This window comes from Cupriavidus mimosae, from assembly GCF_023952485.1.
Lineage (GTDB): Bacteria > Pseudomonadota > Gammaproteobacteria > Burkholderiales > Burkholderiaceae > Cupriavidus > Cupriavidus taiwanensis_C.
In genome coordinates this window covers 99,946-113,649 of record NZ_JALHRY010000010.1, presented here as the reverse complement: position 1 = coordinate 113,649, position 13,704 = coordinate 99,946, and the positions used below count along the sequence as shown (strand labels likewise).

Here is a 13,704-nt window from a genome sequence, read left to right as displayed (position 1 = left end):
ATCCCGGCGGCTGGCCGCAAGGCGCCGCTCCGGGATTTTTGTTGCTCCGCCGGAGCGAAACACCGGGAGGACATGTGCGGATCTGCCAGATCGACCTGACCGGAACGCCCGAAGCCGATCAGCATGCGCTGCAGCGCGTGGCGGCACTGGGGTTCGACCACGTATTGATCGGCGGCTGGCCGCACCTGCCCGAGGACGACACGCTCGCGGCGTGCGCCCGGCATGGTCTGGCCCCGCTGCTCGATATCTCACTGGACCGCTATATGGCGGACGGCGCCGCCGGGACCGACGACCTTCCCGATGCGGCCTGGCTCGACACCGCGGCGCCCGCTTTCGCGCCGCATGAAACCGACAACCACATCCCCGGCTCGCGCCTGCGCTGGCATGACCGCCAGATCGCCGAGGCGCTGGTGCAATGGTGGGCGGCGCGGCTGCGCCTGGCGTGGGCCGCCGGCGCAGCCGGCTTTTGCTGCCGTGCGCCGGCACGCGTGCCGGGCCAGTGCTGGGCCGCACTGCTGGCGACCTTGCGTGGCGATGCGGTGCCGGAAACGGCGCGCGGCACGCCGCGCTTTCTCGCCTGGACCCCGGGGCTGACGCCGGCACAGCTCGACGAGCTGGCGCCCGCCGACTTCGACGGTGCCTTCTGCTCGCTGCCGTGGTGGGACTACCGCAGCGCCTGGCTGACCGAGGAAATGGCGCGGCTGCGCCGCCTCGGCCGGGTGCTGGCTGCGCCGGCGCTGGCGCCGGCGCGCCATGACGCGCTCAGCGCGCGGCGCGCGCTGTGGACCGCCGCGGCGATCGGCGACGGCATCCTGGTGCCGGCGGGGTTCGAGACCGGCGGCGCGCAGGCGCGCGATCCGCTGGCGCCGGACGGCCACGTGCATGACGGCGTGCCCTACGACATCACCCACGAAGTGCTGGAAGCCAATACCTGGCTGGCCGCGCGCGACCCCGCGCCGGCCCTGGCGGTGCGGCTGGTGAGCGGCCCCGACGCGCCGCTGACCGTGCTGGCGCGCCTGCCCACCCCCGACGGCCATGGCAACGGGCCTGATGCCGCGCCTCGCCGCGATGACCCGGCCGTGCCCGACGCGGGCCCCGCGCTGGCGGTGGTGCTCAATCCCGATCCGATCGAGCCGGCCAGCCTCGGCGCCGACCGCGTGCTCAGTGCCATGCCGCATGCAAGCGCCCGCCTGGAGCCGGCCGCGGGCGGCCCGGGCGGCACGCTTGACGGCACCAGCCGCCTCGATGCGCTGTCCAGCATCACGCTGGCGCCGGCCGACATCCGCCTCTATGAAGTGCCGCCGGTGCCGCTGAGCCGGCCCGGCATGCCGCGGCCGGACGCGACCGCGCCGCACGGCCACGAAACCCTGGCAGTCACCGGCCTGGGCAGCGTGGTCGCCGCCATGGAGGCGCCGCGCATCGCCATCGAACGGGTCGAGCCCGCCTGCGATGCCGGCCGCTTCGCCGTTCGACGCGTGGTGGGCGAGCGCGTCGCGGTCAGCGCCGATATCTGGATGGATGGCCACGACAAGCTCGCCGCCGCGGTGCTGTGGCGCGCGCCCGGCGAGACCGACTGGCGCGAGACGCCGATGCAGCCAGGCATCAACGACCGCTGGGAAGGCAGCTTCCCGCTTGTGGCACTGGGCCGACATGAATTCACGGTCGAGGCCTGGCGCGACACCTACGCCAGCTGGCTCGACGAGATCGGCAAGAAGCGCGCGGCGGGACTCAACGTCGCGCTCGAGACCGAGGAAGGCGCGCGGCTGGTGGCCGATGCGCTGCTGCGGCCGGCGGGAAATGGAAAAGCGGCCAACGGCAAGGCGGGCAACGGCAGGAAGTCCGGCAGGAAGGACAGCCAGAAGGCCGGCACCGACAGCGAACTGTCCGCCATCGTCGACGAACTGACCGCCGCCGCCGGCGATGACGAACGGCGCCTGCAGCTGCTGCTGTCCGAGCGCACCGCCGCGGCCATGCAGGCCGTGATGCAGACCCCGGCCGGACGCCCGTTCGCGTCGCGCCATCCGGTGGCGATGCCGGTCGAGGCCGACCGGCTGGCCGCGCGCTTCGCCAGCTGGTACGAGCTTTTTCCGCGTTCGCAAAGCAACGACGCGCAGCGCCATGGCACCTTCGACGACGTCATCGCGCGTCTGCCCGCGATCCGCGCGATGGGCTTCGACGTGCTGTACTTCCCGCCGATCCACCCGATCGGCCGCACCCATCGCAAGGGACGCAACAACAGCCTGCGCAGCGAGCCGGACGACCCGGGCAGCCCCTATGCCATCGGTGGCGCGGAAGGCGGCCACGATGCGCTGCATCCGGAGCTGGGCACGTTCGAGGATTTCAGCCGGCTGATCGACGCCGCCGCGGCCAACGGCCTTGAGCTGGCGCTGGATTTCGCAATCCAGTGCTCGCCCGACCATCCGTGGCTGCGGGATCATCCGGAGTGGTTCGCGCACCGGCCCGACGGCTCGCTGCGCTACGCCGAGAACCCGCCCAAGAAGTACGAGGACATCGTCAACGTCGACTTCTACGCCGCGCCGCCGGCCGGTGCCGCGCTGTGGCAGGCACTGCGCGACGTGGTGATGTTCTGGGCCGACCACGGCATCCGCATCTTCCGCGTCGACAACCCGCACACCAAGCCGCTGCCGTTCTGGGAATGGATGATCGCGGACGTGCGCGCGCGCCACCCCGACACCATCTTCCTGGCCGAGGCCTTCACCCGGCCCAAGATGATGGCGCGGCTGGCCAAGCTGGGCTTCAGCCAGTCGTACACCTACTTCACCTGGCGCAACACCAAGTGGGAGCTGACCGAGTACCTGACCGAGCTGACGCAGAGTCCGCTGCGCGATTTCTTCCGGCCGCACTTCTTCGTCAACACGCCGGACATCAACCCTTACTTCCTGCATCACGGCGGCCGCCCCGCGTTCCTGATCCGCGCGGCGCTGGCGACGCTGCTGTCCGGGCTGTGGGGCATGTACAGCGGCTTCGAACTGTGCGAGAGCGCGCCCTTCGTGCTCGATGGCAAGGTGCGCGAGGAATACCTGGACTCCGAGAAATACCAGCTGCGCGTGCGCGACTGGCAGCAGCCCGGCAACATCGTCGCCGAGATCTCGCGCCTCAACGAGATCCGTGCCGGCCACCCCGCGCTGCAGAACCATCTGGGACTGCGCTTCTACCATGCCGGCAGCGACGCGGTGCTGTGGTTCGCGCGCTTCGTGCCGGGCACCGATTACCTGTTTGGCGACGACGTGCTGCTGGTGGCGATCAATCTCGACCCGCGCACCGCGCACGATGCCGATATCGAAATCCCGCTGTGGGAATGGGGCCTGCCCGACCAGGCCGGCCTGACGGTGCAGGACCTGATGCGCGGCCAGCGCTTCGAGCTGCGCGGCAAGCACCAGCGCATCCGGCTCGACCCGGCGCAGCTGCCGTTTGCGGTCTGGCATGCGCAGCCGCTGGAACGTCCCTCACCCCGCCCACCTGCTGCGCCGGTCTCGACCGACCCGCACGGCGCCTGACAGGCATACGTGGAGACACGGATGAAACGCCTTACCGAAACCGCCAGCGCCGCACTGCTCAACGCCGATCCGCTGTGGTACAAGGATGCGGTCATCTACCAGCTGCACATCAAGTCCTTCTTCGACGCCAATGGCGATGGCGTGGGCGACTTCGCCGGCCTGCTCGGCAAGCTGGACTACCTGGTCAACCTGGGCGTCGACACGGTATGGCTCCTGCCGTTCTATCCGTCGCCGCGCCGCGACGACGGCTATGACATCGCCGACTACCGCAACGTCCACCCCGACTACGGCACGCTGGCCGACGCGCGGCGCTTTATCGCCGCGGCGCACGCGCGCGGCCTGCGCGTGATCACCGAGCTGGTGATCAACCACACCTCGGACCAGCATCCGTGGTTCCAGCGCGCGCGCAAGGCCAAGCCCGGCTCGGCGGCGCGCCGCTACTACGTGTGGTCGGACCATGACCAGGCCTACGCCGGCACGCGCATCATCTTCTGCGATACCGAAAAATCCAACTGGAGCTGGGATCCGGTGGCGGGCGCGTATTTCTGGCACCGCTTTTACTCGCACCAGCCGGACCTGAACTTCGACAACCCGCAGGTGCTCAACGAAGTGCTGTCGGTGATGCGCTTCTGGCTCGACATGGGGGTCGACGGCCTGCGCCTGGACGCGGTGCCCTACCTGGTCGAGCGCGAAGGCACCAGCAACGAGAACCTGCCCGAGACCCACGCCGTCATCCGCAGCATCCGCTCGCACCTGGACCAGCACTTCCCCGGCCGCATGCTGCTGGCCGAAGCCAACATGTGGCCGGAGGACGCGCAGCAGTACTTCGGCCTGACCGGCCCCGACCCGGAGGGCGACGAATGCCACATGGCGTTCCACTTCCCGCTGATGCCGCGCATGTACATGGCGATCGCGCGCGAAGACCGCTTCCCGATCACGGACATCATGCGCCAGACCCCGGAGGTGCCGCCCAACTGCCAGTGGGCGATCTTCCTGCGCAACCATGACGAGCTGACGCTGGAGATGGTGACCAGCAGCGAGCGCGACTACCTGTGGGAGGTCTACGCCACCGACCGGCGCGCGCGCATCAACCTGGGCATCCGCCGCCGTCTGGCGCCGCTGATGGAACGCGACCGCCGCCGTATCGAGCTGATGAACAGCCTGCTGTTCTCGATGCCGGGCACGCCGGTGATCTACTACGGCGACGAGATCGGCATGGGCGACAACATCCACCTGGGCGACCGCGACGGCGTGCGCACGCCAATGCAATGGTCGCCCGACCGCAACGGCGGCTTCTCGCATGCCGATCCCGAGCGCCTGGTGCTGCCGCCGCTGCAGGGCCCGCTGTACGGCTACGAGGCGGTCAATGTCGAGGCCCAGGCGCGCGACCCGCATTCGCTGCTGAACTGGATGCGGCGCATGCTGGCGCTACGGCGCAAGCACCGCGCCTTCGGCCGCGGCACGCTGCGCTTCCTCTTCCCCGGCAATCGCAAGATCCTGGCGTACCTGCGCGAGTTCGAAGGCGAGCACATCCTGTGCGTGGCCAACCTGTCGCGCGCGCCGCAGGCGGTGGAGCTCGACCTGTCCGCGTTCAACGGCCGCGTGCCGGTGGAGATGATGGGCGCGACGCCGTTCCCGGCGATCGGCACGCTGACCTACCTGCTGACGCTGCCGCCCTATGGCTTCTACTGGTTCGTGCTCAGCGACGAGGCGCAGCCGCCGTCGTGGCACGTGGAGGCGCCCGAACAAATGCCTGACCAGATCACCCTTGTGATGCAGAACACGGGCCGGCCCGAGCTGACCGAAGCCTCGCGCCGGCTGATGGCCAGCGAGGTGCTGCCGCACTACATCGGCCGGCGCCGCTGGTTCGGCGCCAAGCACGAGCGCATCGAACGCGTCGCGCTGGCCTACCTGCTGCCGTTTGCGCGCGGCAGCGGCGGCGAGGACATCTACCTGGGCGAGGTCGAGGTGGGCCTGCCCGGACGCACCGAGCGCTATCAGTTGCCGGTGGGCATCCTGTGGGACCGCGAAAGCGCCGACGGGGTCTCGCAGCTGGCGCACGGGCTGTCGATGGCGCGCGTGCGCCAGGGCAGCCGCGTCGGGCTGGCCACCGACGGCTTCGTGGTCGAACCGTTCGCGCGCGAGGTGGTGCGCGCCCTGCGCAACGGCCTGCAGGTGCACGCCGGGCACGACCTGATCCAGTTCCGCGCCGAGCCCGGCCTGGCCGCGCTGGAACTGGAGCGCGACCCGATCGAGTACATGTCGGCCGAGCAGTCCAACAGCTCGCTGTCGTACAACAACACCGCCGTGCTCAAGCTGGTGCGCCGGGTCTCGGGCGGCATCCACCCCGAAGCCGAGATGACGCGCTACCTGACTGCGCAGGGCTATGCCCACGCCGCGGCGCTGCTGGGCGAAGTGGTGCGCACCGGGCCGGACGGCGTGCCGCATACCATGATGCTGCTGCAGGGCTATATCCTGAACCAGGGCAATGGCTGGGACTGGACCCTCGATTACCTGGGCCGCGCCATCGACGACGCGCTGCCGTCGCAGGACAGCGAGGACGAGTTCGACGAGGCCATGAACGGCTACGCCGCGCTGGCCGGCACGCTGGGGCGCCGGCTGGCGGAGCTGCACGCGGTACTGGCGCGCCCTAGCGACGACGATGCCTTCGCGCCGCTGCCCGCCACCGACGACGATGCGCGCGCCTGGGCCGCGCAGGCGATGGAAGCGTTGCAGCGCGCCCTGGGCAGGCTGCAGGCACCGTCCGCCACCGAGACCGCCAGCCCGGCCTTCGAGGCCGATGTGCAAACCCTGATGGCCGCGCGCGATGCGCTGCCCGGGCTGGTCGAGCAGCTCGCCGCCGCGGCGCCTGGCAGCTTGCAGACCCGCATCCACGGCGACTTCCACCTGGGGCAGGTGCTGATCGCGCAGAACGACACCTACCTGGTGGACTTCGAAGGCGAGCCGGGCCTGCCGCTGGACTGGCGCCGGCGCAAGACCTCGCCGCTGCGCGACGTGGCGGGGCTGCTGCGCTCGCTCGACTATGCCGCGGCCACGGTCGGCACCGACTGCAGCGAACGCACCCACAGCGAACTGCCACCGCAGCTGGCGGAACGGCGCGCGGTGCTGCTGGAGCGCTTCCGCACAACCGCCAACGAGGCCTTCCTGAACTGCTACCGGCAGCACATGGAGGCCGCGCCCGTGCCGTGGGTGGCGCCCGACCAGCTGCAGCCCCTGCTCGACCTGTTCCTGCTGGAACGCGCGGCGTATGAAGTCGAATACGAAGCCGCCAACCGGGTCGCCTGGATCGACCTGCCGGCCAGCGGGCTGGCCCGCCTGCTGCGCAAGCTGGTGCCGACCGGAGAACCGGCATGAGCGCTCCCGCCAGCACCGCCGTCGGCACGCTGCCCGGCCATGAACTCGACGCCCTGCTGGGCGGCCGCCATCCCGATCCGTTCGGCGTGCTGGGGCCGCATCCGGATGGCGACGCCACTCTGGTGCGCGCCTGCCTGCCGGGGGCGGCGTCCGTGCAGCTGGCCGATGCCGGCGGCGCGCCGCTGGCGGATATGGAGCGGCTGCATGGCGGCGGCGTGTTCGCTGCCCGCTTGCCGCGCGCGGCCGCAAACGGCGCCGCGGCCTACCGGCTGCGCGTGCAATGGTCCGACGGCACCGAGCAGTGCAGCGCCGACCCCTACGCCTTCGGCCTGCTGCTGGGCGAGCTGGACCTGCACCTGATCGCCGAAGGCCGGCACTTCGAGCTGGGCGCCTGCCTGGGCGCCCAATGCCAGCGCGTCGACGGCATCGACGGCGTGCGCTTCGCGGTGTGGGCCCCCAATGCGCGGAGGGTTTCGGTGATCGCCGACTTCAACGGCTGGCATCCGGCGCGGCATCCGATGCGGCTGCGCCATCCCAACGGCATCTGGGAGTTGTTCGTCCCTGCCGCGCTGGGTGCGCAGCCAGGCAGCCGCTACAAGTACGACCTGCTCGATCCGCACGGCACCGAGCTGCCCGACAAGGCAGACCCGCTGGCGCTGGCCGCCGAGCCGCCGCCCGCCACCGCCTCGGTCGTGACCGGTCCCGGCCAGGGGGCGCCCCCGTTCGCCTGGCACGATGACGACTGGATGGCCCGCCGCCAGCAGCGCGACCCGTACCGCACGCCGATGTCGGTCTACGAGGTCCACGTGCTGTCGTGGCTGCGCGCGGCCAACGACGCGCAGCACGGCTGGAACATCCTGGCCGACCGGCTGGTGCCCTACGTGCAGGAGCTGGGCTTCACCCATATCGAGCTGCTGCCGATCACCGAGCATCCGTTCGGGGGTTCGTGGGGCTACCAGCCGCTGTCGCTGTACGCGCCCACCGCGCGGCTGGGACCGCCGCAGGCCTTTGCCGCCTTCATCGACCGCTGCCACCAGGCCGGCATCGGCGTGATCCTGGACTGGGTGCCGGCGCACTTCCCCACCGATCCGCACGGGCTGGCGCAGTTCGACGGCACCGCGCTGTACGAGCACCAGGACCCGCGCGAAGGCTTCCACCAGGACTGGAACACGCTGATCTACAACCTGGGCCGCAACGAAGTGCGCGGCTTCCTGCTGGCCGGCGCCCTGCACTGGCTCGAGCACTTCCACGCCGACGGCCTGCGCGTCGATGCGGTGGCCTCCATGCTTTACCGGGACTACAGCCGCGAGCCCGGCCAGTGGGTGCCGAACCGTTTCGGCGGCCGCGAGAACCTCGAAGCGGTGGACTTCCTGCGCGAACTCAACGCGGTGGTCCATGAACGCTGCCCGGGCGCGCTGACCATCGCCGAAGAGTCCACCGCGTGGCCCGGCGTGACCGCCAGCGTGGCCAGCGGCGGGCTCGGCTTCGACTTCAAATGGAACATGGGCTGGATGCACGACACCCTGCACTACCTGGCCCATGAGCCGGTCCACCGCGCCTGGCACCACCAGAACATGACCTTCGGGCTGGTCTACGCCTGGTCCGAAGCCTTCGTGCTGCCGCTGTCGCACGACGAGGTGGTGCACGGCAAGGGCTCGATGATCGGCAAGGTGCCGGGCGACGAGTGGCAGCGCTTTGCCGGCCTGCGCGCCTATTACGGCTTCATGTGGACGCATCCCGGCAAGAAGCTGCTGTTCATGGGCGGCGAGCTGGCGCAGTGGCAGGAATGGAACCACGACGCCGAGCTCGACTGGCCGTTGCTGGACCAGCCCATGCACCGCGGCATGCACACGCTGGTGCGCGACCTGAACCGGCTCTACCGCGAGCTGCCGGCGCTGCATGCGCTGGATCACAGTCCCGAAGGCTTCCAGTGGGTGGTCGGCGACGACAACCACAACAGCGTGTTCGCGTGGCTGCGCCGCGCGGGGGCGGACAGCCGCGAGGTGGTGCTGGCGGTGGTCAACATGACGCCGGTGCCGCGCCAGGGGTACCGTATCGGCGTGCCTTATGCCGGCACGTGGCGGGAGAGCCTGAATACCGATGCTGACGTGTACGGCGGCAGCAACGTCGGCAACGGCGGCGCCGTGACGGCCATCGACGTGCCTTCGCACGGGCAGCCGGCTTCGCTGGCGCTGACACTGCCGCCGCTGGCCACGCTGGTGCTGCGCTTCGACCAGGGTGACGGCAGCGAAGGCGCCGCGACATGACGCGCCAGTTCGCTGACCGGCTGCTGCCCGGCAAGCCGTTTCCGCTGGGCGCCCACTGGGACGGGTTGGGGGTCAACTTCGCGGTGTTCTCGGCGCACGCCGCGCGCGTCGAGCTGTGCCTGTTCTCCGCCAACGGCCGCAAGGAACTGGCCCGGCTGCCGTTGCCGGAATGCACCGACGAGATCTGGCATGGCTACCTGCCCAACGCGGCGCTGGGCACGTTGTATGGCTATCGCGCGCATGGCCCTTACGATCCCGGCCACGGGCACCGCTTCAACCCGCACAAGCTGCTGCTGGACCCGTATGCGCGCCAGCTGAGCGGCCCGGTGCGCTGGTCGGACGCGCTGTTCGGCTATCGGCTGCAAAGCGCGCGCGCCGACCTCACGCTGGACCGCCGCGACAGTGCGCCGACCATGCCCAAGGCAGTGGTGGTGGACGAAAGCTTCCACTGGGGCGACGACCGCCCGCCGGCCGTGCCCTGGCCCGCCACCGTCATCTACGAGGCCCACCTGCGCGGCCTGTCGATGCTGCGCGACGACGTGCTGCCCAATCTGCGCGGCACCTTCGCCGCGCTGTGCGACCCGCGCTTTATCGACCACCTGGTGCAGCTGGGCGTGACCACCGTCGAACTGCTGCCGGTACACGCCATCCTGCAGGACCGCTTCCTGCTGGAGCGCGGCCTGCGCAACTACTGGGGCTACAACACGATGTCCTTCTTCGCTCCCGAGCCGGCCTACCTCGGCACCGGGCAGCTGCAGGAATGCAAGGTGGCGATGCGGCGCCTGCATGCCGCCGGCATCGAAGTGATCCTGGACGTGGTCTACAACCACACTTGCGAGGGCAACGAGCTGGGGCCGACGGTGTCCTGGCGCGGACTCGACAACGCCAGCTACTACCGGCTGGTGCCTGGCGACGAGCGCCACTACATCAACGACACCGGCTGCGGCAACACGCTCAACCTGTCGCACCCGCGCGTGCTGCAGATGGTGCTGGACTCGCTGCGCTACTGGGTGCATTGCTACCACGTCGACGGCTTCCGCTTCGACCTGGGCAGCACGCTGGGGCGCGAAGGCAATGGCTTCGACGCGGGCTCGGGCTTCTTCGATGCGCTCATGCAGGATCCGGTGCTGAGCCGCGTCAAGCTGATCTCCGAGCCCTGGGACCTGGGCCCCGGCGGCTACCAGCTGGGCAACCATCCGCCCGGCTTTGCCGAGTGGAACGACAAGTTCCGCGACGTCAGCCGCCGCTTCTGGCGCGGCGACGCCGGGCACCGCGGCGAGATGGCGGCGCGGCTGGCGGCCTCGGCCGACCTGTTCGACCGCCGCCACCGGCGCCCGTGGGCCAGCATCAACTTCATCACCGCGCACGATGGCTTCACCCTGGCCGACCTGGTCAGCTACAGCGCCAAGCACAACGAGGCCAACGGCGAAGACAACCGCGACGGCACCGACGACAACGCCAGCGCCAACTGGAGCCCGGACGGCAGCGTCGAAGGCCCCACCGACGACCCCGACATCCTGCTGCGCCGCAACCGCGTGGCGCAGGCGCTGATGGCCACGCTGCTGCTGGCGCAAGGCACGCCGATGCTGACCGCCGGCGACGAATGGGGCCGCAGCCAGGCCGGCAACAACAACGCCTACTGCCAGGACAACGAGCTGTCGTGGCTGGACTGGAAGCAGGCCCAGGCGCCCGGCGCGCAGCCGATGCAGCAGATGGTGCGCCGGCTGCTGGCGCTGCGGCGCAGGCTCCATGCGCTGAGCGGCGACCGCTTTGCCCATGGGCGCGAAGAACCGGCGCCGGGCATTGCCGACATCGCCTGGTTCGACACCGACGGCAAGGCCCCGACGCCCGAGGAATGGGCCGATCCGGAGATCCGCACGCTGGCGCTGCGGCGCGCGGCCGCCCCGCCGGAGCCGGAACGCCCGATGCTGGGTACGCTCGCGGAAGCGTCGCCCGGTGACGCGCGCGCGGTGCAGGTGACCCTGCTGCTGCTCAATGCCGGCGACAGCGATGCCACCTTCCAGTTGCCCGAGCCCGCGCTGCCATGGGCCCTGCTGTTCGACAGCAGCCGGCCCGACGCCGGCGACGAGAAGCTGGCTGGCGCACAGGTGCACGCGTCCCAGGCGGTCGCCGCCCACTCGCTGGTGCTGCTGGCCGCGCAGGGCCCCACACCGCGGGAGGACCACGCATGAGCCGCGCTGGCGCGCCCTCGCCGCTGCAGGCGCTCGCGCTGCGCGCCGGCCTGCAGCCGCACTGGACCGATGCCTGGGACCGGCCGCGCGAGGTCGCCGACGCGGCCTTGCGGCGCGTGCTGGAAGGACTGGGCCTGCCCTGCGGCAGTCCCGGCCAGTGCGCCGCCTCGCACGCGTGGCTGGCCGCCGACGACGCGGCGCATGCGCTGCCGCCGCTGCTGACGGCGGAGCGCGGCCAGCCGGTCGCGGTGCCGTGGCCACATACCCTGCCGCAGCGCGCCTACCGGGTGACGCTGGAAGACGGCGCGATCATCGCCGGCACCGCGGTGCGCGGCGCGGGTGCCGATGCCACGCTGATGCACTTGCCCGCCATCGATGTCTGCGGCTACCACCGGCTGGACCTCGGCGATGGCCAGGCCACGCTGGCGGTGGCGCCGCGGCGCTGCTACGGCGTCGCCGACGCGCTGCGGCATGCCGGCCGTGGCAAGGGCGACCGCGACAGCACGCGCTCGCCGCCGTGGGGCCTGGCGGTGCAGCTCTACAGCCTGCGGCGCGGCGCGGCCTGCGGCATGGGCGACCTGACCGCGCTGGCTGAAGGCTGTGCCAGCGCCGCCCGCACCGGGGCCGACGCCATTGCCATCAACCCGCTGCATGCGCCCTTCGCCGCGCTGCCCGAGCGCTACAGCCCGTATGCACCGTCCAGCCGGCTGTTCCTGAACCCGCTCTATGCCGACCCTGCCACGGTGTTCGGCCAGGCCGCGGTGGATGCCGCCATCGCCGGCCTGGACGCGGGCGACACGCTGCAGGCGCTCGACGCCCGCGGCGAGATCGACTGGATCGCGCTGGCGCCGCTGCGCTACGCCATCCTGCGCTGGCTATGGCAGCGGCGCGAGACCCTGCTGCCGCGCGCGGCGCAGGACGAGTATGCCGCCTTCCGCGCGCGCGGCGGCACGGCGCTGCATGCGCATGCCTGCTATGAGGCGATCCAGGCACGCCGGCTCGGCGACAATGCCAACGGCAACGGCAACGTCAACAACCAGCGGGCCGCGCCGGACTGGCGCTGCTGGCCGGTCACGCTGCGCTCGCCGGCGGATGCCGCGGTGGCCGCCTTCGCGCAGGCTCATGCCGATGACGTAGGCTTCCACGCCTTCGTGCAATGGCTGGCCGACGATGGCCTGGCACGGGCGCAGCAGGCGGCGCGGGACGCCGGCATGGCCATCGGCATCATCCGCGACCTTGCGGTCGGCGCCGACCCGGGCGGCAGCCAGGCCTGGACGCGCCAGGCCGAAACCCTGGCCGGCTTCCATGCCGGCGCGCCGCCCGACCTTTACAACCCGCTCGGGCAGGACTGGGGCGTGGCGGTGTTCTCGCCGCGCGGGCTGCGCCGGCACGGCTATGCGGCGTTCCTGGAGATGCTGCGCGCCAACCTGTCGCACGCCGGCGGACTGCGCATCGACCACGTGCTGGGCCTGTCGCGCATGTGGCTGGTGCCGGCCGGCGCGCCCGCCAGCGACGGCGCTTACCTGCGCTATCCGCTGCAGGACTTGCTGCGGCTGGTGGCGCTGGAGTCGTGGCGGCATCGCGCCATCATCATCGGCGAGAACCTCGGCACGGTGCCGCCGGAGTTGAATGCGGCACTGTCGGCGCGCGGCGTGCTGGGTATCGACGTGCTGTGGTTCCAGCGCGAGGCGCAGGACCAGGCGCAGGATGAGGCAACCGAAGATGCCGGCGACCCGGCCGGCCAGGAAGCCGAGCCAGCGGCCTTCCTGCCGCCGCAAGACTGGCCCGCGGATGCCGTTGCCACCACCACCACGCATGACCTGCCCACCGTCGCCGGCTGGTGGGCCGGCCAGGACCTGGCGTGGCGCGACCGGCTGCAGCTGCTGGCGCCGGGCGAAACCCTGGCGCAGGCGCAGGCCGGCCGCGCACGCGAGCGCGTAGCGCTCTGGCAGGCCTTGTGCGATGCCGGGCTATGCAGCGGCGCCGTGCCCGCGCCCGACCACGCCCCGCTGGACGCGGTGCTGGCCTGGCTGGGCACGGCGCGCACCGCGATGCGGCTGCTGCCGGTGGAAGACCTGCTCGGCCTGGCCGAGCAGCCCAACCTGCCCGGCACCACCAGCGGCCACCCCAACTGGCAGCGCCGGCTCGATACCGAGGTGCGTGCGTGGTTCGGCACCCCGGCGCTGCGCGCGCGCGCCGACGCATGGCAAGGCATCCGCCCCGGCGCACGCCATCCGCCGCCGCCGCGATGAGGGCTACAAGCCCCACCGCCACCGCCAATGTGCCGTGTCCGGAACTGCCGTCCGCATCGATCGTGCAACCGCCGTTCGATCCGCTAAGCTTGACCCACCC

5 protein-coding genes are annotated in these 13,704 nt (G+C 71.3%); all 5 read left to right on the top strand.

Going from position 1 to position 13,704, the window contains the following annotated elements:
- The first annotated feature begins 74 nt into the window (after positions 1–74).
- Genes MKD50_RS19240 through malQ form a run of 5 tightly spaced genes read left to right on the top strand, consistent with a single transcriptional unit; the run spans position 75 to position 13,604 of the window.
- Positions 75–3,518 (top strand): maltotransferase domain-containing protein, encoded by a 3,444-nt coding sequence (locus MKD50_RS19240; RefSeq protein WP_252668250.1) that lies wholly within the window; start codon positions 75–77, stop codon positions 3,516–3,518.
- Between the two features lie 21 nt (positions 3,519–3,539).
- The gene (treS, locus tag MKD50_RS19235; RefSeq protein WP_252668249.1) at positions 3,540–6,893 is read left to right on the top strand and encodes a maltose alpha-D-glucosyltransferase; all 3,354 of its coding nucleotides are present in this window, start codon (positions 3,540–3,542) and stop codon (positions 6,891–6,893) included.
- Complete coding sequence (gene glgB / locus MKD50_RS19230) at positions 6,890–9,160, top strand: 1,4-alpha-glucan branching protein GlgB (protein WP_252668248.1); 2,271 nt, start codon at positions 6,890–6,892, stop codon at positions 9,158–9,160. Before treS ends, glgB begins: the two co-directional genes overlap by 4 nt.
- Positions 9,157–11,352: a glycogen debranching protein GlgX gene (glgX, locus tag MKD50_RS19225; RefSeq protein WP_252668247.1), complete on the top strand. Its 2,196-nt coding sequence runs from the start codon at positions 9,157–9,159 to the stop codon at positions 11,350–11,352. The genes glgB and glgX overlap by 4 nt, the downstream gene beginning before the upstream one ends.
- Positions 11,349–13,604 carry a 4-alpha-glucanotransferase gene (gene malQ / locus MKD50_RS19220; protein WP_252668246.1) on the top strand — a complete coding sequence of 752 codons (2,256 nt, stop codon included), beginning with the start codon at positions 11,349–11,351 and terminating at the stop codon, positions 13,602–13,604. The genes glgX and malQ overlap by 4 nt, the downstream gene beginning before the upstream one ends.
- Positions 13,605–13,704: the final 100 nt, after the last annotated feature.